At 49.1% G+C, this 25,530-nt stretch carries 16 protein-coding genes and 3 pseudogenes; all 19 read left to right on the plus strand.

What is annotated here, in order from left to right; genetic code table 11:
• The first annotated feature begins 74 nt into the window (after positions 1-74).
• Positions 75-2,723 carry an adenosylcobalamin-dependent ribonucleoside-diphosphate reductase gene (locus NSS79_RS12525; RefSeq protein WP_342439588.1) on the plus strand — a complete coding sequence of 883 codons (2,649 nt, stop codon included), beginning with the start codon at positions 75-77 and terminating at the stop codon, positions 2,721-2,723.
• A 389-nt stretch (positions 2,724-3,112) separates the two neighbouring features.
• The gene (locus NSS79_RS12530; protein WP_342439589.1) at positions 3,113-3,385 is read left to right on the plus strand and encodes a hypothetical protein; all 273 of its coding nucleotides are present in this window, start codon (positions 3,113-3,115) and stop codon (positions 3,383-3,385) included.
• 166 nt (positions 3,386-3,551) lie between these two features.
• Positions 3,552-4,292 carry a hypothetical protein gene (locus NSS79_RS12535; RefSeq protein WP_342439590.1) on the plus strand — a complete coding sequence of 247 codons (741 nt, stop codon included), beginning with the start codon at positions 3,552-3,554 and terminating at the stop codon, positions 4,290-4,292.
• A gap of 29 nt (positions 4,293-4,321) precedes the next feature.
• Complete coding sequence (locus NSS79_RS12540) at positions 4,322-5,101, plus strand: hypothetical protein (protein WP_342439591.1); 780 nt, start codon at positions 4,322-4,324, stop codon at positions 5,099-5,101.
• 72 nt (positions 5,102-5,173) lie between these two features.
• Positions 5,174-5,362: pseudogene (locus NSS79_RS12545) on the plus strand (hypothetical protein); the annotation flags it as partial.
• Complete coding sequence (locus NSS79_RS12550; protein ID WP_342440359.1) at positions 5,340-6,074, plus strand: ABC transporter substrate-binding protein; 735 nt, start codon at positions 5,340-5,342, stop codon at positions 6,072-6,074. The pseudogene NSS79_RS12545 and the gene NSS79_RS12550, both read left to right, overlap by 23 nt.
• Complete coding sequence (locus NSS79_RS12555; protein WP_342439592.1) at positions 6,071-6,826, plus strand: methyltransferase domain-containing protein; 756 nt, start codon at positions 6,071-6,073, stop codon at positions 6,824-6,826. Before NSS79_RS12550 ends, NSS79_RS12555 begins: the two co-directional genes overlap by 4 nt.
• A gap of 7 nt (positions 6,827-6,833) precedes the next feature.
• Positions 6,834-7,583, plus strand: a complete 750-nt coding sequence (locus tag NSS79_RS12560; protein WP_342439593.1) for a class I SAM-dependent methyltransferase — start codon at positions 6,834-6,836, stop codon at positions 7,581-7,583.
• A 358-nt stretch (positions 7,584-7,941) separates the two neighbouring features.
• Positions 7,942-8,340: a hypothetical protein gene (locus NSS79_RS12565; RefSeq protein WP_342439594.1), complete on the plus strand. Its 399-nt coding sequence runs from the start codon at positions 7,942-7,944 to the stop codon at positions 8,338-8,340.
• Between the two features lie 794 nt (positions 8,341-9,134).
• Positions 9,135-10,567, plus strand: a pseudogene (locus NSS79_RS12570) (family 43 glycosylhydrolase).
• 252 nt (positions 10,568-10,819) lie between these two features.
• Positions 10,820-13,075 (plus strand): glycoside hydrolase family 95 protein, encoded by a 2,256-nt coding sequence (locus NSS79_RS12575; protein WP_342439595.1) that lies wholly within the window; start codon positions 10,820-10,822, stop codon positions 13,073-13,075.
• Positions 13,076-13,560: 485 nt separating this feature from the next.
• Positions 13,561-15,228 (plus strand): extracellular solute-binding protein, encoded by a 1,668-nt coding sequence (locus tag NSS79_RS12580; protein WP_342439596.1) that lies wholly within the window; start codon positions 13,561-13,563, stop codon positions 15,226-15,228.
• Positions 15,229-15,322: 94 nt separating this feature from the next.
• A complete protein-coding gene (locus NSS79_RS12585) occupies positions 15,323-16,309 on the plus strand; it encodes an ABC transporter permease subunit (RefSeq protein ID WP_038589874.1) in 987 nt (328 codons plus the stop codon).
• 14 nt (positions 16,310-16,323) lie between these two features.
• On the plus strand, positions 16,324-17,235 hold the full coding sequence (locus NSS79_RS12590; RefSeq protein ID WP_342439597.1) for a carbohydrate ABC transporter permease: 912 nt from the start codon (positions 16,324-16,326) through the stop codon (positions 17,233-17,235).
• 127 nt (positions 17,236-17,362) lie between these two features.
• Complete coding sequence (locus NSS79_RS12595) at positions 17,363-18,892, plus strand: response regulator transcription factor (RefSeq protein ID WP_342439598.1); 1,530 nt, start codon at positions 17,363-17,365, stop codon at positions 18,890-18,892.
• A 24-nt stretch (positions 18,893-18,916) separates the two neighbouring features.
• A complete protein-coding gene (locus NSS79_RS12600) occupies positions 18,917-20,725 on the plus strand; it encodes a histidine kinase (protein ID WP_342439599.1) in 1,809 nt (602 codons plus the stop codon).
• A complete protein-coding gene (locus NSS79_RS12605; RefSeq protein ID WP_342439600.1) occupies positions 20,718-22,241 on the plus strand; it encodes a response regulator in 1,524 nt (507 codons plus the stop codon). Before NSS79_RS12600 ends, NSS79_RS12605 begins: the two co-directional genes overlap by 8 nt.
• 164 nt (positions 22,242-22,405) lie before the next feature.
• Complete coding sequence (locus NSS79_RS12610) at positions 22,406-23,842, plus strand: glycoside hydrolase family 43 protein (RefSeq protein WP_342439601.1); 1,437 nt, start codon at positions 22,406-22,408, stop codon at positions 23,840-23,842.
• A 19-nt stretch (positions 23,843-23,861) separates the two neighbouring features.
• Positions 23,862-25,374, plus strand: a pseudogene (locus NSS79_RS12615) (glycoside hydrolase 43 family protein).
• Positions 25,375-25,530: the final 156 nt, after the last annotated feature.

Genomic DNA, 25,530 nt, shown 5'->3' on the forward strand with positions numbered 1-25,530 from the left:
TTGTGGGTCACAAAACGTAAGCCCACATCATGGAACGGAAGATTTACATATCATACATCCGGGAGGTTTTTCTATTGAGTACAGTGAAACGCAAGCAGCGCCTTGAGGGCCTTAGCGAGAAAATATTTTTGGACCGGTATGCGTGGAAGGATGCGGACAGCAATAATGCCAAAGTAGGCGATGTTGTTCTCGTCCTGACCAAAGACGATCCCAAATTCCCTACCAAGGAAGTTGGCGAAATTGTGGAGCGCAGCGGACGGATTGTTACCGTGAAGACACGCAGTGGTGAACTGGTGAAATCGGATGTAGAAAAGCTTACGCTTAATATAGAGAAAACTCCGGAGGAAATGTGGGACCGGCTTGCAGCCGCCATGGCTTCGGTAGAGAAAACACCTGAGCTTCAGGAAGAATGGACAGGCAAGTTCCGCTCCATTCTCGATGACTGGAAGCTTGTACCGGGCGGCCGGATCGCCGCAGGTGCCGGTGCCAGTGAAGAGCTGACGTTGTTCAACTGTTATGTAGTACCTTCGCCTAAAGACAGCCGCGGCGGAATTATGCAGACACTGTCGGAAATGACCGAGATTATGGCCCGCGGCGGCGGCGTGGGGATTAACCTGTCTTCGCTGCGTCCCCGCCGTGCTATCGTTAGAGGCGTGAACGGATCATCCAGCGGTTCTGTCTCCTGGGGCGGGCTGTTCAGCTATACGACCGGGCTGATTGAGCAGGGCGGCAGCCGCCGTGGCGCGCTGATGCTGATGATCAATGACTGGCACCCGGATGTGGTTGATTTCATTACTGTGAAGCAGACTATGGGTCAAGTGACCAATGCCAACCTTTCAGTATGCGTCAGCAACGTTTTTATGAAAGCTGTTAAAGAGGATCTCGACTGGGAGCTCGTATTCCCGGATACGACTGACCCTGATTATGATACGATTTGGGACGGAGACCTCGATAAATGGAAAGCGGACGGCCGCCGGGTCATTCCTTACCGTACAGTTAAGGCACGCGATGTCTGGCATACGATTATTGAATCAGCCTGGAAATCGGCAGAGCCGGGCGTCGTATTCATGGAATACTACAATCAAATGTCCAACAGCTGGTACTTTAATCCGATTATCTGTACCAATCCGTGCGGTGAGCAAGGACTTCCGGGCTGGGGCGTCTGCAACCTGTCCGCCGTCAACCTTTCGAAGTTCTACGACGCGGAGAATCATGATGTGGACTGGGCCGATCTGGCGACGACTACCCGTTATTCTGTTCGTTTCCTGGACAATGTCATAGACAAGACGCCGTATCATTTCCCGGAAAATGAAGCCAACCAGAAGTTGGAACGCCGCGTAGGCCTTGGAACCATGGGTCTGGCTGAGCTGATGATCAAACTGAACATCCGCTACGGCAGTCCTGAATCGCTGGAGTTTCTGGACAAGCTGTACGGCTTTATGGCCCGCGAAGCGTACCTGGCCTCAGCGGAAATTGCCGGCGAGAAGGGTTCGTTCCAGGCGTTCGATACCGACAAATATCTGCAGAGCGGATTTATGAAAAATATCACCGAAGTTTATCCGGAGGTGGGTGAATCCATCCGCAAGCACGGCATGCGCAACGTTACCGTGATTACCCAGGCGCCTACAGGCAGCACCGGTACAATGGTAGGAACTTCGACTGGTATTGAGCCTTATTTTGCCTTCAAATATTTCCGTCAAAGCCGTCTCGGCTACGACGAGCAGTTCGTGCCGATCGCACAGGAATGGCTGGAAGCCCATCCGGGTGAAGAGCTGCCTGATTATTTCGTAACCTCGATGGATTTGTCGGCCAAGGATCACATCCGTGCGCAGGCTGCCATTCAGCGCTGGGTGGACAGCTCGATCTCCAAGACCGCCAACTGCCCGTCAGACTTCACCGTTGAAGAAACTGCCGAGCTGTACGAAATGGCCTTCGATTTGGGCTGCAAAGGTGTAACTATCTACCGCGACGGCAGCCGCGATGTGCAAGTGCTGGAAACCACGAAGAAGGAAGACAAGAAAGAGGCTCCGGCAGCGGAAACGGCTGCACCGGAAGCAGTAGAAGCTGCACCGGCCAGCGCAGTTGTGGCAGCGAGCCCTGCGCCACAGGCCAATGCCAATGTTGTCGACAAGCAATACAAGAAACGCCCGCAGGTGCTGCGCGGTGCAACCTATAAGATCAACACGCCATTCGGCATGGCGTATATCACTATCAACGACCTGGATGGCATTCCGGCAGAAATCTTCCTGAATGTCGGCAAAGCGGGTTCCGACGTCTTCGCCATGGCGGAAGCATTGGGCCGTGTCTGCTCGCTGTTCCTCCGTTACGGCGACCACGGCGAGAAGGTGGAGCTGCTGATCAAGCATCTCAAGGGCATCGGCGGCTCCGGCGCCATCGGCTTCGGCGCGAACCGCGTCGAGTCCATCGCCGACGCGGTAGCGAAGGCGCTGGAAACACATGTGCTGAACAATGCAAATGACGACCATGTCCCAGCTCCGATCGCGGCAACACTGGAGCTGGAGGATTTCAACGAAGCGCTGAACGCCGAGTTGAAAGCGAGCGTACCGTCTGCGGCAGTAGCGGACGACGGCCACGGCGGCCATGCCGCACACAGCCATGGGGCGGTCTCCCGCGACCTTTGCCCATCCTGCGGCAGCGCCTCGCTGGTTAACATCGAAGGCTGTAAGACCTGCAGCAACTGCGGGTATAGCCGGTGCGGGTAAGAAGTAGGATTACAAGAAACCTAGAACGATTGTTGTGATGGATCATAAAAGCTCAAAAAACTCCACGACTCCTGCGAAAAGTGAATAAAAATTAACTCCCCTGCCTACAGAAACTAATATTCTGTGTGGCGTCAGAATTAATGAGGAATTTTTTAAATTTATTGAGACTGTATCGTCAAAATTGATGAGAAATGTATAAATATGCATGGTTATACAGGGGGGTTATAAACTATAAAGAAAACGTCTTGGCGACAAATCACTAACTCATATTTTTGAAAATTAAAACAAGTAACAGCATAGGGGAGCATCTGTTGGCTCCCCCTTTTTATGAAAAGACAGCTAGAAACGCATAGGGTTCCCGTAACAACCAACAAGGGAAGTCATAATGTATGCCGTCAGATAATAAATCAAGTAAACTGCTCCACGTTCAAAATGGAGCAATTCGCAAATTGCTATATACCCATGTAATCGATGAAGACTTGAAAAATCGATACCGCGTAGTGATGGAAGAGAAACAAAGACCTGACACTGTAAAAATTTTGGTTTTGGAACTAATCGATCCGTATCTATCATTAATAGATGTGGAATGGATCGAGGACAGAATGGAGGGAATAGGGCGTGCCCCTATAAGGGGTGATCTGGAGGAGCCAAGTTTGTCGTAAAATTATTATACGGGAGTCCACTGTCCAGAATATCGACAAAAAATGGGAATTGGGAACTATATCTAATTAAATCAGATTCTATTATATTAATACATATGTTTCCATTTATACGCAAAGTCGAGATGGGAACATCAAACCAAAATAATAGAAAAGAGGTTTTTGAACAATGAAACTGCTCAAAGTCGTTTCTAGTGCCGCATTATCCTCTGCAATGTTGTTGACTATCGCTTCCGGTGCATTTGCTCAAGCATCGAGCCCAGTAGCGAAGGAAGCTTCGGGTGTTTCTGTGACATTGGACGGAAAGACAACTACATTCTCCAGCGCGGAGATTGATAGACTGGCGGCACAAAACAATGTCGATGCTAATGCATTGCGGAAAGCGATTGAAAGCGGCCCGGATGAAGAGGGAAGATTTTCGCCGTTTTCGAAGCTCCCTCAACTCAAAAATGACGAAGTTACGACGCAAAAGCAGTTGGATCAGGCCAATGAGCAAAGACTCTCTTCTACGGGAGAGCCTCTCGTTAGGTCTAAAGCTACCTCAAAGTCTTCCTCTTTTAGCGCTCTGAGTACTATCAGCAAAACAAACCAAGACTCCACTGCATATAACTGGACAGGGAACAAAACAGCGAATGGCAACTGGCCAGCGCTGGGGATTTGCGCTACTCATAGACAAAAAGATATCGGCGGCAGCACGTACGCTCCTGTCATTCCTTTTGGAAAACTTATAAGTACAAACAAAGATATTTGGCTGCCTGATGGCGTCGGCTACAAAAGCGATTTTACAGTAGATGATACAGGCTCTGGTCCGAATAGAACAGCTTATTGGATTGATATCTTCTATAACAAAGATACTCAGTCTGCAATTAATTATGGCGTAATCAAGCTTGATTATACTTATACGTCTTAAAATAACTCAACAATTTTAGGAGAATACACTTGTTAAAAAAGAAGTACCTCGGCATAGGCTTTATCATATTGATTGCGTGTGCGGTCTTTCTATTGTACGTGCTAAAGATCGGCCCATTCGGCGGTTCTGCATACAAACCTGTGGAACAGGCTACTACGTCAATAAGCAACAAGCAGGCTGACGAGAAGAAAAAATTAACCATAATGGAAGTTTTGCGCCTTGGATATGAAGAGGCAAAGAAGCACACAGAAGAAGAACCTCTGCTTATTAGTTTGACAAGTACTGATGATACTACTGTGCCACAAGGAAAAACCGATGGTGCGGATGGAAAAAGGAATGCTTGGAATCTTCAGTTTGGTAATAAGAAGGGCAATATTAACGTTACCATATCGTTCAAAGATGGGAAAGTCGATTCTGAGGTGAAAAGGGACGACAACAATTCACTTCAGAAAGGGCAGTATGCAATTTCTGATATCAAAATTGATTCTCCTGAGGTAGTTAAAAAGGCGATTGAAGTACTGGGTATGCGGCCAGGGAATCCCGAAATTAAGGATGACTGGATCAAGGGGTATCATTTTAGTATCATGGGATTTATTACTGATCCAAACTCTTCCGAAAGTCGCTATCTTCTTAGAGTCATGGGGATCTCACCCACTTCTCCTAACAGTGAAAATGACAGCTTGAGGATGACCGTATTCTTCGATGTCAAAACCGGCGAAATATTTAACGCTTCCGAAATGACTGGTTATGACAAGGATGGTCGTACGAATTGGAAGGATGTTCTGCTTAAAAAGGCAGGCAATAAGTAAGAAAAAAGCAGTCCTCTAGCGGAGGTACTGCTTTTTTCTTGGGCTTATGGAGGTTCTCAAGATGAGTATTCTGTCGAGCTTCGTGACGGCTCCGTTGAGAAGTATCAGGTTGGCGCGATGGCCACGAACGAGAAGCAAGTGCCTAGCGGTGTCATGGACGCTTTCGTGGAAAGCATTGTAACGAATACACCACCGAGTATTTCCGGCGAAGAAGGCCTGAAGTCGCTATACACCCGCTCTGCAAGATCTGAATGTGCGTAAAGCCATTAATTTGGCTATTAACAAAAAAAGTATCGTCAATGATCTGATGGATGGTATCGGCAGTGAAGCTAAAGGGTTGTTCCCGCTGACAGTTCCTTATGTGACGGACTCCAATAATACCTGGTACGGCTTCGATCCGGCGGAAGCGAAACAGCTTCTTACGGATGCAGGTTATAGTGATTCAAACGGAGATGGAATTGCCGAGAAGGCTGGTACGCCGCTTGAGCTGAACTTTGTACTACAGCAGGCTGAATTCCCGGAATGGAAATCAATCAGTGAGCTGATTCAGTCCGAACTCAAAGAGATTGGGATTGCTGTGAATCTTCAGGTTCTGGAGCCTAATGCCTATTACGATGCCTTATGGACAACCAAGGCTTATGATCTGATCATGTACCGGACCTACGATGATGCATATAATCCGCATGCGTTCCTCCTATCTCTGTTCCATGAAACTGAGGAAGCACCTGCTGTGGTCTGGTCAGATGCTGGAGTGGAATCACTGATTGACACAGCCGTAGGTACAACCGATCTGCAGGAACGCCAGAGCGCTTATGACTCTATTTTCACCAAGCTGTACCAGGAGGCCATGTTTGCTGCTATATACTTCCCCGATGATATCCTGGCAGTGAACAAGAGAGTAACAGGGTTCAAAGCCGGGTATACCACCTTCTCGCCAATCTTTTGGAATCAGCTGGATATAGGTGGAGAATGATGTTGAGAGAAATTTCGAAGTATTGGACCGCAAGCTCGGAGAGTTATGACAAAGTCATACAGACCCAATTCCGCAGCAAGACAACCATTAACCTGTGGAAACAGCTGCTTACTAAAGGCTTGGGAGTCAAGTCCCGGCAAAAGGTGCTGGATGTGGGAACCGGGCCCGGTTTTTTTTCCATCCTCTTATCGCAGATGGGACATCTGCCTACAGCCGTTGATGCATCTCAGGGGATGATCGATAGAGCTTCACAGAATTTTGAACATTTTGGATACAAAGTTCCTGCTTATGTCGGCGATGCTGCGGATTTGCATGCTGAGCTGGACGACAGCTTTGATGCAGTGGTTTGCCGGGATGTGGTATGGACGCTGCCCGATCCACAGAAGGCTTATGCCGAGTGGTACCGGACTCTGAAGCCTGGAGGGGCCCTGATTATTTTTGACGGTAATTATTTGTATAACGAGAGCAGGACGGTATTTCGCAGACTATGGTATGCCTTGTCTTGGACACTGATTCTGCTTACAGAGAAGAGAATCCGGCAACGGAGTAATCAAGATAAAAGTATGCTAAGCGAGCTGCCGTTTGTTAATGTACTGCGCCCTGAGGCCGATGAGAAAGCGCTGATACGGGCCGGATTCCGCAGTATAGATGTTCAGCGGAACTTTATTCCTGCCCGTGCGATGCCGCTGAATTATTTGAAATACGGCTACCAGAATGTAAACCGGTTCATGATTATAGCCAAGAAGGAGTGAATGATACATGAGTATCCAGCAGGAAGTAGAAACATATTGGGAAGGTGAAGCAGAGCTGTATAGTGAAGGCATTCAGCGGGAACTGAACGGATTCCAGCGGGAAGCGTGGCTGAAGCTTATCCTGGCGAATGCACCGCAGAAGGATAGACTGCATATTCTTGATATTGGCTGCGGTCCCGGCTTCTTTTCTGTGATTCTCTCCAGTGCCGGGCATCTGGTCACTGCGGTCGACTGCACAGACAATATGCTGGAAGAAGCGAGAGCACACACCAGCCGGGAAGGTGTCACCGTTACTTTCCGCAAGATGGACTCACACAAGCTGGACTTTGCAGCGGAGAGCTTCGATCTGATCGTATGCCGCAATGTCACCTGGAGCCTTGCCGATCCGCAGTCAGCGTACAAGGAATGGAGAAGAGTACTCAAGCCGGAGGGAAGGCTGCTGGTTTTCGATGCCAACTGGAACCGTCATCTGTGGGACGAAGAGATGCAGCTGAAGCATGCCGAGGATCAGCAGGCCTACATAGACCGGGGGTTTGGTGAGCTTCCGCATCACAAGGACATCGAGGAGACTGACCGTCTGAGCCTTTTATTGCCGCTGACCAGAGAGTGGCGTCCGGAGTGGGATGTACGGACCCTCAAGGAAGAGGGTTTCTCCGCTGTATATACAGAAGAGAACCTGAACGCCAAAGTACTGGAAGAGAAGCAGCAAGTATTGAACCGTTCAACACCGATGTTCATGATTTGCGCCGAGAAATGATAATGAGCAGCTGTAATAATAATGAAATGAGAAAAAAAGCAGCGATTCTCTAAAGGAGAGTCGCTGCTTTTTGTATGGAATTTTTGCTTTCAGCTCAATCTTGGCAACGTCCAAGTTGGAGGTTTGTCCATTGACGTTACACTATAGCGACCTCGGTTCAAGTCCCACGGGCAGGTTAGTTCCAATTAAAGGTAAGTGTTCTTTTATGGCGAATAATACTAAAGGTATCGTTCTAAAGAGGTTGTCCATTGAAGATTTTGATATCATAAACGATTGGTGTACCTCGGCTGGTGTAACCAATATGCTTTTTCAATTTTCAATCAACACAATAAATTAACAGAGCAGAGAGGTGATCATTTTGACAAGGAAGAGATTAGTAACTGTTCTTACATTGCTTATAGTCTTATTATCTGCTTGTGACACATCAAGTGATACAGAAGTAGAAAAGAATGAAGAATACAACTTAATGATTACTAATAATAGCCCGTTGGATTTAAAAAGCGTAGTTGTTACTGTTAAACAAAAAGATACCACGCTAATTAATTCTTTAATCGATAGTAATATCAAACCTGGGGAAGTTGCGAAGTTCCGGGTGGAAGATGGGAAACAGACATTTAAGATTACATTAAATCCGAAGGAAAATTACTCGGTGAGTAAAGAATTTAACGAAGTATTTGGTAAAGGGGAAATTGTTGAATATCAAGTAATAATAGAAGAAAACGAAGTAACAATAAAAAAAATTAAAGCCAATGAGTAGTTGGGCTGAGTGTAAGAGCTGTAACGATAGAGGGTTTATTTCAATGTAATAGGATACATAGAATTATGAGCGATATTTTTTGTTGAACAACAGCCATACCTTTATATCCGGGGGAAAGGCCGGTTTCCGGATGGCAAGCCTTTTGCAGATGGTAAGAGGGATCGCTGTAAGGAGTTTCGGGAACGAACTTAATCAGCTTGGTCGCCGGATCCCACATCGGGTCGCCTCTTCCGACATTCCGTTCTCCTGGAAGAGGTTTCTGTATTCTCCCGTATAGAAGGAGCCTTTTTTGAAGATGTTCATAACAATCCTCCATTAGATATGGTTTTCTCAAAGTCTAACATAAGCGGTGGTATAGAAATTAAAGAGTTTTCCTTGAAATTTATAGATGATTCAGGCCTGGTTCTCCACACCGCAAATCATTTCCGGAACATCTAAGAATAGATCAATGTTAAATGGCTATATGTCATGGACTTCGATCAAGGTGCTTCACTATACTGTAATGGACAAATCGTGAAGCAAAAAAATGTAAGGGTGATGGGTAGGAATAGGGTGCAAAATCATATTTCTCACCGCTGACGGCTCTTTCGGCATTGTCACGGTAAGAGTTGATGCATTGGTAGATGATGACGTAGAAAGCAGAAGGCATATTCTTCTGTGGACCTCCCCGGATCTGGTTACCTTTCATAATCATGGTCTGGTTCAACTGCACAAGGAGCTTTATGTCAAAGAGGCCGTTTGTGACCTTGATGGTACTGGTGAAGAATGCACGCATAAGCAGACAAAATATATAAATGGCAAGGGGGGAATTACGATGGTTCAATCCGTATCTCCCGTCTTGGGAATATATACCCGACGGTGAGCCGTATGTCTTTGAAGGCAGAGTGTATGTGTATGGCTCGCATGACCGTTTTAACGGACACGCTTTTTGCTTGAATGACTATGTCTGCTGGTCGGCACCGGAGGACAATCTGGCCGATTGGCGGTATGAGGACGTAATCTACCGGACTACGGATGACTCGTTTAACCCTGAAGGCAGCATGTGCCTGTATGCTCCCGATGTCACCGTGGGACCGGACGGGCGGTATTATCTCTACTATGTACTGGACAAGGTTCCCGTCGTTTCGGTAGCTGTCTGCGACAAGCCGGGAGGCAAGTATAAGTTCTACGGCTATGTCAGATATGCCGATGGATCACGCCTTGGAGAGCGGGAAGGAGACGAGCCGCAGTTTGACCCCGGCGTACTGACCGAAGGAGAGAACACCTACCTGTACACCGGATTCTACGCGAATGGAGACCAATCCAGACATGGCGCAATGGCAACGGTGCTTGGCCCGGATATGCTCACAATTGTCGAAGAACCTGTATTTGTTGCGCCGAGCCAGCCATACAGCAAGGGGAGCGGATTCGAAGGTTACGAGTTCTTCGAAGCTCCTTCCATCCGCAAAAGGGGAGAAACCTACTACCTTATCTATTCCTCGATCTCCATGCATGAGCTGTGCTATGCGACCAGCAAGCATCCGACCAGAGACTTCACCTACCAGGGAGTCATTGTCAGCAATTGCGATCTTCATATCGATACGTACAAGCCGGGGGACCAGCCGATGTATTATGGCGGCAATAACCATGGCAGCATCGTTGAAATTAATGGAGAATGGTACATTTTTTATCACCGGCACACCAATGGGACGGCATTCTGCCGGCAGGGCTGCATCGAAAGAATTGAATTCCGCGGGGATGGCACTATTCCCCAGGTGGAGGTAACATCCTGCGGTCCGAACGGAGGGCCGTTCGAAGGCCGGGGGGAATATCCGGCATACCTTACCTGCCATTTGTTCTGCAAAGATCAGGAAATGTACACCGGAGGCTTCGGCCGTACCGGAGCATGGATGGACAGCCGGTTTCCGAAAATTACCCAGGACGGCAGGGATGGCGACGAGGAAATCGGCTATATTGCCAATATGACGGATTCGGCTACCGCCGGCTTTAAATATTTCGCGTGCGAGGGAGTCACCAAAATCAAAATCAAGGTGGCGGATATTGCCAGGGCGTGTTTGAAATAAAAACGTCGTGGGACGGACCGGTTCTCGGACGGATACCGGTAGGGTTTGCAAATGTCTGGAAGGAATACTCTACAGAACTAGCTATTCCGGACGGTGTACAAGCACTGTATTTTACGTATACCGGCAATGGCGGTGCCAGTCTGGCCTCATTTACTTTGGAATAATCCCAAGTGGAATGGCAAAAGACCGGAAGAATAACAGGCCTTGTAGTCTGAAGGCGTCATATTCATATAAAATTTGAACCATTTGGAAAAATAACTGACATGCAGGTAACCGGACTCAAATGCGGCTTCCAATGCGGAGCAGATTGTTGTAAGGATTCGCCGGATCGGCATTTGCGGAATCGATCTGCATGCGTATCACGATATAGTATCGCTATGTTCAACACTATTAGGCAGATTAAAGGAGGTGCAATCATGACAAGCATGACAAGCATGGTACACAATCAGCAGTTGTGGTACAGCCAACCGGCGGGAGAATGGAACGAGGCTTTGCCGATTGGAAACGGGCGGCTCGGTGCTATGATTTTTGGCGGTGCAGCCGAGGAGAAGCTGCAACTTAATGAGGATTCCGTATGGTACGGCGGTCCGCGTGATCGCAACAACGAAGACGCGCTGCCTCATTTACCCGAGATTCGCAAGCTGATTCTGGAGGGAAGGCTCATGGAGGCGGAGAAACTGGCTGCAATGTCGATGGCGGGACTGCCCGAAGCGCAGCGGCATTATTTGCCGCTGGGTGAGCTACTGCTGTCATTCGGAGGGCACGAACAACCTGCCGATGACTACAGAAGAGAGCTTGATTTGAAGTGCGGGGTATCCCGGATTAGTTACCGGATCGGTGAGGTTTGGTATACCCGCGAGATGTTTGCTAGCTACCCGGATCAGGCCATTGTCATTCGAATTTCAACCGACAATGAGGAAGGAGTTTCCCTGAAGGCGAGGTTTAACCGCCACAGCTGGAGATATCTGGAGAAAACAGAGAAATGGCAGAACAGCGGACTGGCGATGAGCGGAGTTTGCGGCGGCAAGGGGGGCAGCTCCTTTGCCGCTGTCTTGAAGGCTGTCACGGAAGAAGGTACCTGCCGGACCATTGGCGAGTATTTGCTTGTGGATGGTGCATGTTCGGTTACGCTACTGCTTGCCGCAGGAACCACGTTTCGCCATCCTGACCCGGAGCTTTACGCCAAAAGACGGCTGGAAGAGCTGAGCCAGGTTCCATATGAAGATCTGCTGGCCCGGCATATCGCAGATTACCGCGGATTGTACGGACGAGTTGAGCTGGCGCTGCCGGAGATCCCACATAAACGTGCTTTACCGACCGACGAACGGCTGAAACTGCTCCGGAAGGGAGAGGAGGATAACGGTCTGATAGCGACCTATTTCCAGTATGGCCGCTATTTGCTTATCTCCTCCAGCCGTCAAGGCTCCTTGCCCGCGAATCTGCAGGGTATCTGGAATGACAGCTTCACCCCAGCTTGGGACAGCAAATTCACGATCAATATCAATGCGCAAATGAATTATTGGCCTGCGGAAATCTGCAACCTGGCTGAATGCCATGAGCCACTGTTTGATTTGATCGAGCGGATGCGGGAGCCAGGGAGGGTCACAGCCAGGGTTATGTACGGTTGCCGGGGGTTCACGGCACATCACAATACGGATATCTGGGCAGACACAGCTCCGCAGGATACCTACCTGCCGGCTTCGTTCTGGCCGCTGGGCGCAGCCTGGCTGTGCCTGCATCTCTGGGAGCATTACCGGTTCAGCCAGGACCATTATTTTCTGGCACAGGCGTATGAGACGATGAAGGAGGCGGCCCAGTTCCTGCTTGATTATTTGATGGAAGACGCCGAAGGCCGGCTGATTACCTGCCCGTCCGTCTCCCCTGAGAACACCTATAAGCTGCCAAGCGGCGAGACGGGAGTGCTCTGCGCCGGGGCATCGATGGATTTTCAGATAATAGAAGCGCTGTTTGGAGCCTGCATCCGCAGTGCAGAGATTATCGGCAGGGACGAGGCGTTCCGCGAAGAACTCGCCTCCGCTCTGGAGCGGCTTCCCAAACCACAAATCGGGAAATATGGCCAGATCCAGGAGTGGATGGAGGATTATGAAGAGGTGGAGCCGGGGCATCGCCACATCTCCCATCTATTTGCACTGTATCCCGGCGACTCCTTTAGCATGGAGCATACGCCAGAACTGGCTGAAGCCGCCCGGACGACGCTGGAACGCAGGCTTGCGAACGGCGGCGGTCACACCGGCTGGAGCCGGGCCTGGATTATTAACTTTTGGGCCAGATTGAAGGATGAGGGCAAAGCCTATGCAAACGTCCGCGCTCTTTTGGAGCATTCTACGCTGCCCAACCTGTTTGACAACCACCCTCCGTTCCAGATTGACGGCAATTTTGGAGGAGCGGCGGGGATTGCCGAGATGCTGCTGCAAAGCCATGCCGATGGAATCAAGCTGCTGCCCGCGCTGCCGACAAGCTGGAGCGAGGGGAGCGTCAAAGGCCTGCGGGCAAGGGGCGGATATACCCTCGATTTCACCTGGGCGGAGGGTCTTGTTACGGAAGCTGTTGTGACCTGCACAGTTTCCGGTCCTTGCTGCCTGGAAGCTCCCGGTCTTGACCCCGTTTCGTTTACAGGAGAAGCCGGATGCTCCTATACGTTCACCCGGTAAGGAAAAAGGAAGATGCCTATTTTTAACCTCATTTAGGAAATTATGTAATGTAAAAAATACGGATATCACCTCCAAGACCAATTCACCTGCCAGAGTGTTTTTGTCTGTATAATATAACAGTGCTGGCTGGGGTTGGCGTATTAACGCCAGCCTTTTTTCGCTTGGCAAGGGCTTCTCTTGAGGCAAATCCATTTCCGCTATGCAATCGATGTTTCTTGAAATCGTTCTGCATTGCTTTTGTTTCACCCGCAGAATTTTCTGGAAGCCTTCACTCCATCCAATTTCGGTAATCCGGTATGGACAAGCCTTGTACTTTAGCAAGTCAAAGGAATACATGAATAACAAGCGCTTACATTTTATCGTATTTTTTGGGGGGAATAACTATATTTTATGAATTGGAAGCGCATTCTTGGGAGGTATAATTATAGTTGTCACCAGGTAATGAACCAATATAAGCAACTAGCCAAAAAGGGAGGCATAACAAAATGCACAAAACGGCAAAACGTTCCGCCCAGGCAGTAGCAGCCGGTGTATTCGCGCTAGCACTGGCAGTGACCGGCTGTAGTTCGAACAACACGAACAGCAATACAGCCAATGGAGGAACCGCTAGTCCAGCGGCAAATGGGGACGATAATTCACCGGCAACGTTTTCGGTATTTATGAGCGGTCCCGGGCAGCAGCCTACAGCCGACAACAAGATTCTCAAACTGATCAAAGAAAAAACCGGAGTCAGCTTCAATATGGAATTTCTCGTGGGCGACCTGAAGCAGAAGCTGGGAGTAATGATCGCCGGCGGAGACTACCCGGACATTATGTCGGGCGATGACAAATTAATCAATGCCAAGGCTTACATTCCGCTTGAGGATTTGATTGAGAAGCACGCTCCCAACCTGAAAAAACATTATGCTGCAGTCTGGAATCAAATCAAGGATGAGACCGACGGCCACATCTACGTTTTGCCGAGCTATGGCGTATATCAAGGTAAAATCACAGAACCGACTTACCAGGGACCAGGCTTCTGGCTTCAGAAGGCCGTACTTGAGGAAATGGGATATCCGACACCGAAGACCTTGGATGAGTATTTCGATATCATTGCCAAATATAAAGAAAAACACCCGGATATGATCGGATTTGAATCGCTCAACTTCGACTGGCGTGTATTCCCGCTTCAGAATCCTCCTGAGCACTTGTCGGGCCATCCGAATGACGGGGGCGTTGTTGTAGACAACAACAAAGCGCAGATTTTTGCCGATAAGGATATTTCCAAGACCTATTACAAGAAGCTTAATGAAATTAACGATCAAGGTTTGATGGACAAGGAAGCCTTCGTACAGAACTATGACCAGTACTTGGCCAAAGTCGCAAGCGGTAAGGTCATCGGTATGTTCGACCAGCACTGGAACTTTGAGGATGGCGAAAAGTCCTTAATCTCCCAAGGCAAAATTGAAAATACGTATATCGGCTTTCCACTGCTCTATCCAGGCGCTGAGGAATGGTACCGTGACCGCGGAGCGGTCGGCACCAACCGCGGATTCGGGATTTCAATCAATGCCAAGGACCCTGTCCGGATTATCAAATTCTGGGATCAGATGATTACGGAAGATTGGCAGAAAACGATCCAATGGGGCATCAAAGGCGAAGATTATGAAGTGAAGGAAGACGGCACATTCTACCGGACGCCGGAGCAACGGGCGAACGCAGATAAAACAAGCTGGCAGGTAGCTAACAAAATCACAACCATGCATGGGTATATGCCTAAAATTCAAGGTACCTACAGCGACGGAAATGCAGCAGATCCAGGAACTCAGCCGCAGGAATTTTTCGACAGTCTGAAGCCTTACGATCAGAAAATCCTGAAGGCGTATAACAAGAAATCATGGTCTGAATTCTTCAAGGAACCCAAAGAAAATAATATCTACTTCCCTGCCTACTCCATCGTTCTTCAGGACGGTTCGGCAGCCCAGCTTGCGCAGTCCAAGCTGAATGACCTTCAGATCAAGTACTTGCCCAAGGCTATTATGGCCAGTCCGGCTGAATTTGAAGAGGTCTGGCAAGATTATGTCAAGCAGATTCAAAAGCTGGATATCAAGGCATATGAAGACCGGATAAATGAAGGAATCCAGTTGCGCATCAAAAACTGGAGCGTGAAGTAATTCAAAGCTGGAAACAGAGCGGGAAATCCTATTTCCCGCTCTTCATTAATCCGGATAGTATGGAGAGAATGATCTTACAGGAGGGGAACACTACATGTCTGATACCGTACTGGACAAACAGGTCAAAACACAGAAGACCAGAAAACGCAGAGTCGATCCGGAAATCGGTGTGAGCCTTAGCTGGAAAACGCTAAAAACGCAGAAGCAGCTTATTTTCATGTCCGTGCCGCTTGCTATTTATTTAATTATCTTTAACTATGCTCCCATTTGGGGCTGGCTGATGGCCTTTCAGAACTACCGCCCGGCGCTACCCTTCGGCAAGCAGGAATGGGTAGGCTTGCAGCAGTTTAAGTTTTTATTTGAAGATGAGACCTTTATGATGGTGCTGCGCAACACGATTGCCATGAGCTTTATTAACCTTGTGCTTGGTACTGTTACAGCAATCGGCCTGGCTTTGCTGCTGAATGAGATCAAAGTCAAGTTTTTCAAACGTATCGTTCAGTCAATTTCGTATTTGCCGCACTTCTTGTCCTGGGTTATCGCGGCGGGCATCGTTGCCACTTCGCTGTCGATTGATGATGGAATCGTCAATATAATCTTAATGAAGCTTCATTTAATTAAAGAACCGATTATGTGGCTCAGTGAAGGGAAATATTTCTGGGGCATTGTCGGGGCTTCGAACGTGTGGAAAGAGGTGGGCTGGGGTACTATCATTTATCTGGCGGCCATTACCTCGATCGATCCTTCTCTGTATGAGGCAGCGTCCATAGACGGCGCCAAACGTTTTCAGAAGATGCGCTATGTCACACTTCCGGGGATTAAGGCTACATTCGTTATTTTGCTGATTATGAACATCGGACATATCCTGGATGCTGGCTTTGAACTCCAATATTTGCTTGGCAACGGGCTCACTGTGGACTGGTCGCAGACCATTGATATCTTTGTACTGAAGTATGGTATTTCTATGGGGAATTACTCTCTGGCTACGGCGGCAGGGATCTTCAAAACCATCGTCAGTGTCGTTCTTGTATTCAGCGCAAATTATATCGCAAGACGCCTCGGCGAAGAGCGATTAGTATAGAGGAGGAAGCCCATATGAAAGCAGTGACGAAAAGTTCAAGCCGCATGGAGCCGGTTGTATTTCATACGATGAACACGATATTTATGCTCTTTGTGGTTGCCATCACGCTCTATCCATTCCTCCACACGCTGGCTGTTTCTTTAAATGACGGCAGTGACACTCTTGCCGGTGGTATCGATATCTGGCCCCGTGAATGGACCTTGGAGAACTATAAAGCCGTCTTTATTTCAGGGACGATTTATCATGCCGCTTTTATCTCTGTGTCCCGCACGGTGCTCTCTACAGTATTCGGCGTTTTTCTGACCACCATGCTGGCATATACCCTGGCGCAGCCGCAATATATTTTTCGTAAAAAAATCAGCATGCTGTTCATCCTGACCATGTATTTCAATGCCGGGCTGATTCCGAACTACTTCCTGATTAAAGAGCTGGGCCTGCTTCATAGCTTTTGGGTATATATCCTTCCCAGCTTAGTCAGCGCGTTCAACCTGATTATCATGCGGACGTATATCCGCGGCCTTCCATTCAGTCTCACGGAGTCGGCGAAGATCGACGGGGCGGGGGATTTCCGGATTTTCTGGAAAATCATTTTCCCGTTGTGTACTCCCGTGCTGGCAACCATAGCTTTGCTCATTGCCGTTGGCGCGTGGAATAACTGGTTTGACACGTTCCTGTACGCATCATCGGATATCAAGCTGAGCACACTGCAATATGAAATGATGAAGCTGCTCGGTTCCATCATGAGTACGAATAATGATCCTTCGCTAATAGCTGGTAATCAGAACAATCAGGTGCAGTCATTGGTTACACCGGCTTCTATGCGTGCAGCCATCACCATTGTTACCGCCGTGCCGATTTTGTTCGTCTACCCTTTCTTGCAGAAGTACTTCGTGGTAGGATTGAACCTGGGAAGTGTTAAAGAATAACTGGACGTATCTATTGAAATAGATCATAGGTGAATAATAACCGTTTCGGCAGCGACCGAAGCGGTTTCTCTTTTCAACAACGGTCAGCTTATCGGAATCATAATTCAGAAATAAAGTTGGTGATGCAATGCTTAAGGTAGTGTTTGCCGATGATGAGCCGCTGATGTTGGAGGGGCTGCGATTTTTGTTGGACTGGGAGGACCTGGACTTTGAAGTGTGCGGCGAGGCTCTCGATGGCGAAGATGCGCTGCAGCTTATTCATAACACGCGGCCTGATTTGGTCATAACTGATGTACGCATGCCTGTGATCGACGGATTGGAGCTTATTGAAAAATTTTCTGAAAGCGATTTCCAGCCTAAGTTCATCATTTTTAGCGGGTATGCTGACTTTGAATATGCCAAAAAAGCTCTTAAGTATGGTGTGTCCAACTATTTGACGAAACCCTTGGATGAAAAAGAACTCACAGAGGCACTGCAGGCTGTAGCCCAGCAAATACAAGCTGAACGCAAGGTTGCTTCAAGGCGCGAAGCGGTTTCCGCTTTCATGCAGATGGAAACCATATCCCGTCTTTTGATGCGGGAGAACACTCCAGAAGAAGAATTGGCGGCAGGGGCAAAGGTGCTTAATATCCGCCCCGATTCCCGGATATGCTGTGTATTGGCCCGGGATGCTTCACCCGGCAGCATGCAGCTGCGAAGCCAGGCTGGTTCCATGAACGCCAAGGAGCCGTTCCGCAATATAACCGCTTATCCTTTTACAGCCGGAAGCCATAAGCATGGCTATTTGCTGGTTTCCCCGCAGGAAGGCCCGGTGCTTGACCCGAAAATGATTGCAAGCTGGGTCCATGAGGTGCGGACTGAATACAGCGGTCATGTACATTTCTCGGCAAGCCTGGAGCATCGCGGGGCGAAGTTCCTGAATACAGCCTATCATGAAGCGCTGGCGGCTGAATTACGCCGACCGGACTTGGGGAACATCGATATTGGTTTCTTTCGGGAACAGGACAAGGATCAAATGGCGTCGCTTTCGGCAGGGCTGAGGAAAGCGCTGCTGCAATCGGTTACGGAAGGGGAATTTGACCGGTTAAGCGCTCAATTGAGCGATATATTCAAAATTTTCTCGAGTAATGTTGCTTCTAATGCATGGATCGACGCTTTTCTGGCCAATATCAAAGCAGAACTGCTCCGTGAAATCGACGCTAGAGGAGGGGAAGCGGCCATATGGGCGAATAAGTGGTTTCCGCCCCGGGTCACTGCTTGCTGCTTGCCGCTGCTTGAGCGGCAGACAGAGGAAGAACTGCATGAGGTAGCAGAATGGTTCGCCGCAGCGGACAACCGTCAGGAGGACCAGATCGTATCGGCGGCGATGGATTATGTCCGGGCGCATTATCAGGAGAAGCTGAAGCTGCAGGACATTGCGAAGCACTTGCATGTGAATTCCGCCTATCTGGGACAACGAATCAAGAAACACTGTGGCAGTTCCTTTAACGAATTTCTCCATGAATACCGCATTGAAGAAGCCAAGAAGCTTCTGCGCCGGACGGATATGTGCATTTCGGATGTCGCGGGGCGTGTGGGCTATTCCGACGCGGATTTCTTCGCTGCCAAGTTCAAAGCGCTAAATGGCGTCTCGCCTTCAGTATACAAAAAGGGCTAGTTCAAAGGGGAGGAGGGAAGCGGCATGAAGGGTAAACGGAAACCATCTGCCTTCGTCAACGATATTCCTCTCAAATATAAATTTCTGTTTATCTATTTGCTGTGCGTACTTGTCCCCATTCTTAGCATTAACGCCCTCTTTTATGTTCAGATCAGCCGTAATGTGGATGCTCGTGAAAGAGGCAATCTTGAGATCTCTGTAGATCGCGTAGTCTATGATATCATGCAAATCGTGAATGAATGTGTAGCGATAAGCAATACGGTCGCCGCGGACAGTAACTTTAATGAAATATTGGATTATGCTTATCCGGATAACGAGGCTTATTATGAAGCCTATGACAGTGTTCTAAGGGATAAGATGCGGCAATACAGCACTCTGCATTCCTATATTTATTGGATGGGTGTGTATACAACGAATCCGACCATCCAGAATGGCGGCAGCTACTTTGTGTTCTCTGACAGCGACAAGGAGAGTGAATGGTACCGCAAAATCACCAGTGGTGCGGACAAGGTGCTTTTAACCGCGTATCAGGGAACCAACCCGCTTAATCCGCCTCAAAAGGAGGTGTTTGTCAGCCTTATCCGCAAATTGGATAACTTTACGGGACAGCCCTACCATAAATATCTGCGGATTGATCTGCGGTTGAACAATGTCCAGGAGTTGTTCCAGAAGGAGCGCGACTATTTGCGGTTCAAGCTCTTGGATGAGCAGAGCCGTGTTGTGTTGGAATCGGATCAATCCTTCTACGCACTAGATAAAAACGCCTTGTTAAACGTTGACACGGGCGACAGCCAGCCGTCCAGGCAGATAGTCCGAACTTTGGGCAGTGCAGGATATACGGAGGGCTGGAGGCTGATCGGAACTCCGGAAAGCAGAAAAAGCAATGGTGAGATGAGCCGGGCACTTCGGGTTTCACTAATTTTTGCTGTATTGACGATAATTATTCCCACACTATTAATGATTGTAATTATACAATCTTATAATCTGCGGGTAAGGTTGCTCTACAAACATATGAAGCTCGTCAAATACGAACATTTTGAGAACATTGATATGTATGAGGGGAAGGATGAAATCGGCGGCTTGATCCGCAGCTTCAATCTGATGACGGAGAAAATTCGCAATTTGATCAATGATGTCTATAAGCTGGAAATTCAGAAAAAGGACCTTGAGCTTGAACAGGTAAGGGCCGAATTGAAGTATTTGGAAAGTCAGGTGGACCCGCATTTTCTCTTTAATACATTGAATGCCATATTGGTCATCTGCAAGAAATACAAATATGAAGAGGTCACCGATGTGATCCGGAATCTCGCTCTTATTCTGCGCAGACTGCTAAGCTGGAAGGACGATCTAATTCCCGTCGAAGAAGAAATATCCTTTATTGAAATGTATCTGCAAATTGAAAAATTCCGCTTTCAGAGCCGATTCACTTACGATCTGGACATCGACCCCGCCGTGCTGAATTGCCGGATTCCCAAGATGAGCGTACAAGCTTTGGTGGAGAATTCCTGTAAGCATGGCCTGCAGTCGGTCAAAGGTGCAAGGAAGATTTACGTGTCTGCTTCTATGAACGACGCAGGTCTAATGATTGTTGTGACTGACAACGGAAAGGGAATCGAGAAGGAGAAGCTGGAATGGATCGAGTCCCACCTGCAATCGGAGCAAGACTTCGGTAAAAATATCGGGCTCCGAAATGTTTATAAGCGCCTGATGATGTATTACGACGACAGAGCCGGGTTTACCATTGAAAGCATCGAGTATGAACGGACGGCTATCACCATTCAAATTCCCATAGATTTGGCAATGGTTTCAAAAGTGGAGGAATCTCATGTTTAAAGTGGTTTTGGCTGATGATGAAACGATTGCATTAGAGGGATTAAGAACGTTGACCGATTGGGAGGAGCTGGGCTTTGAAATCTGCGGAGTATGCGAGAACGGGGAAGAAGCGTTGACAGCGGTTACTGAGTGCTCTCCGGACCTTGTGATTACAGATATCCGCATGCCCGGCATCGATGGACTGGAGCTAATCAAGCGCGCACGCCAGTTGGATATGGAGCCGCCCATCTTCATCGTTCTTAGCGGTTACGGCGAGTTTGAATACGCGCGGACAGCAATCCGATATGGTGTGAGACACTATTTGCTGAAGCCTGTCGTAGAAGCGGAATGGGAGAAGGCGATTGCAGCAATTACGGACGAGCTGGAATCGCGCATGAAGCAGAAGACACAGCAGAACATACTGGCGAACCAGCTTCTTCCCGTTGCGATTGCCCGTATGCTTGAAGGGCAGTGGACGGAGCCTGAAGAGGAGATTGCCGAACAAATGGATCGTCTGGACGAGGCGGTTTCGGGGTGGACTTATATACATGTAGATGGCCCCAAAAGCAGTATCTCGGAAATCTGCCGGGAACTGGCTGGTTCGGTGAGCGCCTTGTTTATTGATTTGTCCGGCGATCAGGCGGGAATTGTTGTGGATAGCTCAGCACGAGCGGCGGAGCTGGCTAGGCGGGTACATACCGAGCTGTCATTGTCAGGGAACGGTGCGAAGGGAGCTGTCAGCATTGGGCCAAGTGTGCGGTCACTTCGGGAGCTGCCTGTCTCCTATATGGTGGCTGCAAGGGCCGCTTCCCGCCATTTTTTCTATTCGGAGCCGGACGGGCCTATTGATTCCGCCACGAACGCCCGGAGCGAGCTTAGCTATAATCTACCTTCCGCAGAGCTGACCGAGGAACTGATGAGCGCAGTGGAAAGATTGCAGGAGCAGAAAGCCTGGGATAAATTGAAGGAAATATTCAGGATGTTCAAACAGAATAGGACTGCGCCTGAAGTTGTACAGATGACCAGCGTTGATATCATGCTGAAAAGTATAGAGCTGGTACAGGAGTTCGGAGGGACGGCTGAGCAGTGGAGCGACTCTTTTGACTTTTTTAAAACAGAGCCAAAGTCGCTCGGAGCGCTGGAGGACACCCTTCGGGTTTTGTTGAATTCATGTATGGGATATATCAAGCAGCATAAGGAACGCGGCTCCGAGCATCCGCTTATACGGGTGGAGTATTTTTTGAAGGACAATTATTCCAAGCCACTGACCGTGAAAGAGATTGCGGAGCAATTTTATATCAATCCGGTATATCTTGGCCAGGCTTTTATCAAGAAGAATGGAATCAGCATCCTCGAATATATTCATAATTTGCGCATCGAACAAGCCCAAAAGCGGCTGATTGAAACGGGCGAGACCGTGCGGAATATTGCAGAGAATGTGGGCTATGTGCATTACCATCATTTTTTAAGAGAGTTTGAGAAGCGGACCGCGCTGAAACCAGTCGCTTACCGCAACCAGGCTCACTCTGAAGGATGAAGGGGATATTTCTTTAATTTGGTAATCGTAAACGCATACAAAAGCGATATCATAGACTTAACTGAGCAGCCCAAAGCTTCGTTCGGACGGTTTGCCGATCTGGCGGCTTCGAAATCATAACATTCACTGAAATTTGAAACGCTTAACAACAATGGAGGAATCAAATGACACATCAAATGAATCAGGCCGTCGGAAAGGTACCGCCAAGCGGCAATCCGCTGGTTGCGCACAGATACGGGGCCGATCCCTATGCCCTGGTATTCGGGGACAGGGTCTATCTGTACATGACCAACGACGTGCTGGAGTACGATGGGAACGGCACGGTAAAAGAAAACTCTTACAGCAGCATCCGTACGATTACGGTAATTTCCTCCGCCGATCTGGTCAACTGGACCGATCACGGCGAGATCGCAGTGGCCGGGCCAGAAGGGGCGGCCAAGTGGGCTACGCAGTCATGGGCGCCTGCGGCGGTCCATAAAGTGATTGACGGCAAGGACAAGTTCTTCCTGTACTTCGCCAATAATGCCAGCGGCATCGGCGTTCTGTCGAGTGACAGTCCGGTGGGGCCATGGATCGACCCCATCGGAGAGGCGCTGATTCTGCGCTCCACTCCGGGAGTCGAGGATGTAACCTGGCTATTCGACCCGGCGGTTCTGGTCGATGACGACGGCAAGGGCTACATTTATTTCGGAGGCGGTGTCCCGGAAGGACAATTCGCGGAGCCTGGCACAGCACGGGTCATGAAGCTGGGAGATGACATGACCAGCGTAATGGGTACTGCTGAGGTTATTCCTGCCCCCTTCATGTTTGAGGATGCCGGCATACATAAGCGAGAAGGTGTCTACTACTATACCTACTGTTCAAATTTCTATGACGGGGAACGTCCGGAAGGCAGTCCTCCTGCGGGAGAAATCGCGTTTATGACGAGCAGCAATCCTATGGGTCCCTGGATCTATTGCGAGACGATCCTGAAGAATCCGGGACATTTCTTCGGAGTATCCGGAAATAACCATCATGCGATTTTCCAATTTCATGACGAGTGGTACATCGCCTATCACGCACAGACATTGTCCAAGGCACAGGGAATTGCGAACGGCTACCGTTCGACGCATTTCAACCGTCTTTTTCATAACGAAGATGGTTCCATTCAGGGTGTTGAAGCAGACTATAAAGGTGTGCAGCAAATCAAATTTTTAAGTCCGTATCAACGCGTACAAGCGTCAACAATAGGGTGGAGCGCAGGCGTAAAGACGGAATTTGGGGCAGTCGTGGGAAAACGGCTTGTAACGGATATTGACAATGGCGACTGGATCGGATTATCCGGGGTCGATTTCGGAAGCAAAGGGGCAGGGGCATTCAGTGCTTCCGTCATAAGCTTTGAGGGCGGCGGTACCATCGAACTGCATCTGGATGAACCGGCAGGTCTATTAATTGGCGAACTGTCCGTTCCCGCCGCGAATGGGCCGGAGAAACGGATGGAGTTAAAGACGGAGGTCCAGGGAGCGGCAGGAGTCCATCACCTGTATCTGGTGTTTGCGGGCGAGAGCGGGACCGGCTTGTTCAAGCTGGAAGCCTGGGACTTTATAGAGCAGCGAAGTTAATCCCAAGGAGGCCATTACATTGAATACCGCCATCATTACCAATCCTGTTATGTGGGCAGATGTCCCGGATGTTGACGTCATCCGGGTTGGCCCTGTGTTCTATATGGTTAGTACCAGCATGCATTCCATGCCGGGTTGTCCGATTATGAAATCGGTGAACCTGAACGATTGGGAAATTGTGAATTATGTCTATGATACCTTTGAGGATAACGAGGCCCACCAGCTGCAGGACGGAAAAGGTATTTACGGAAAAGGCTCTTGGGCGGCATCCCTTCGATACAAGGACGGGATATTCTACGTCTGTTTTTCATCCAATGATATGGACCGGTTCTATATCTACCGCACGGAGGATATTGAACACGGAATATGGGAGCGTTCGGTGATACCGGGGCTTCACCATGACCCTAGTTTGCTGCTGGATGACGATAGCAAGAATTATGTGATCTACGGTAATGGTAGTATCCGTATTAAGGAGCTGACGGAAGATCTTACGGCTGTGAAGCCAGGTGGAATCGATCAACTGCTGCTCGAAGGCGAACGGACAGACATTGGTCTGCGGATCGAGGGTTGTCATGCGTACAAGCTGAATGGTTATTACTATTTATTCTTTATTGAATGGCCAAGAACCGGCAATCGGCGCAGACGCCAGCTATGCTACCGTTCGCGCGAGCTTCTGGGTCCTTATGAGCGGAAGATTATTCTGAATGATGATCTGGGTTACCATAATAACGGTGTCGCGCAAGGCGGCATTGTAGATACTCTGGGTGGCGATTGGTACACGGTGCTGTTCCAGGATCATGATGCTGTCGGACGGATTCCCTGCGTGTTTCCCATGAGCTGGGAGAATGATTGGCCGGTCGTCGGGGAGAACGGCAGAGTGCCTCAAGTTTTTGCGACGAAGCTTCCTGCCGCTGAGCCGAAGCCGCTTGTCATCAGCGATGAGTTCGACTATGCAAACAACCGGCTGGCACTGAACTGGCAGTGGAACCATAATCCAGACAACGGGCTATGGTCTGTCACTGAGCGGCCGGGTTGTGCGGCTCCGCACCGGTCAAATAGCAGACAGCATCCTATGGGCACGCAATACGCTGACGCAACGTACAGAAGGTCCGGCCTGCAGCGCGGAGACGGTGCTGGACCTGTCCGGCCTGCGGCCCGGCGACCGGGCAGGCATGGTAGCTCTGCAAAACGGGTTTGGCACTGTTGGGATTGCGGCCGGGGAGCAGGGCCGGTTCAACGTGGGCATGTGTGTCAACGGCGGCGACGGCTGCGAGGAGACAGTGGAGAGTGTGGAGTTCACCAGCGACCAGGTTTATCTCAGAATTGATTTCAATTTTGAGGATAGTCTGGATCAGGCCGATTTCTTCTATTCGGAGGATGGAACCGCTTGGAAGCCGATTGGCCGGACGCTGCATATGAAATATACGCTGGACCATTTTATGGGATACCGGATTGGCTTGTTCAATTACGCAACTAAACAGTCCGGCGGTTATGCCGATTTCGATTATTTTCATTATCACAGGCAGGGTTAGGCTGGACCCGGAAGTATACACGTGATAGAACACAGACAGTCCAATATGGAAATGACGTGATGAGATCCGGAGGCGCATTCTTCCGGTTTTCTTATTGTTGTGACCGAAGGCTGGCGGAGAGTTGGGCGAGGATGCCGCAGACGTTTGGGTCTTCCT

It is taken from the genome of Paenibacillus sp. FSL L8-0436 (genome assembly GCF_038593025.1).
Lineage (GTDB): Bacteria > Bacillota > Bacilli > Paenibacillales > Paenibacillaceae > Paenibacillus_AQ.

Coding starts and splice junctions, on each gene's coding strand:
- NSS79_RS12530 (WP_342439589.1), top strand. CDS start 3,113: ATGCCGTCAGATAATAAATCAAGTAAACTGCTCCACGTTCAAAATGGA.
- NSS79_RS12535 (WP_342439590.1), top strand. CDS start 3,552: ATGAAACTGCTCAAAGTCGTTTCTAGTGCCGCATTATCCTCTGCAATG.
- NSS79_RS12555 (WP_342439592.1), top strand. CDS start 6,071: ATGATGTTGAGAGAAATTTCGAAGTATTGGACCGCAAGCTCGGAGAGT.
- NSS79_RS12560 (WP_342439593.1), top strand. CDS start 6,834: ATGAGTATCCAGCAGGAAGTAGAAACATATTGGGAAGGTGAAGCAGAG.
- NSS79_RS12575 (WP_342439595.1), top strand. CDS start 10,820: ATGACAAGCATGACAAGCATGGTACACAATCAGCAGTTGTGGTACAGC.
- NSS79_RS12580 (WP_342439596.1), top strand. CDS start 13,561: ATGCACAAAACGGCAAAACGTTCCGCCCAGGCAGTAGCAGCCGGTGTA.
- NSS79_RS12585 (WP_038589874.1), top strand. CDS start 15,323: ATGTCTGATACCGTACTGGACAAACAGGTCAAAACACAGAAGACCAGA.
- NSS79_RS12590 (WP_342439597.1), top strand. CDS start 16,324: ATGAAAGCAGTGACGAAAAGTTCAAGCCGCATGGAGCCGGTTGTATTT.
- NSS79_RS12595 (WP_342439598.1), top strand. CDS start 17,363: ATGCTTAAGGTAGTGTTTGCCGATGATGAGCCGCTGATGTTGGAGGGG.
- NSS79_RS12600 (WP_342439599.1), top strand. CDS start 18,917: ATGAAGGGTAAACGGAAACCATCTGCCTTCGTCAACGATATTCCTCTC.
- NSS79_RS12605 (WP_342439600.1), top strand. CDS start 20,718: ATGTTTAAAGTGGTTTTGGCTGATGATGAAACGATTGCATTAGAGGGA.
- NSS79_RS12610 (WP_342439601.1), top strand. CDS start 22,406: ATGACACATCAAATGAATCAGGCCGTCGGAAAGGTACCGCCAAGCGGC.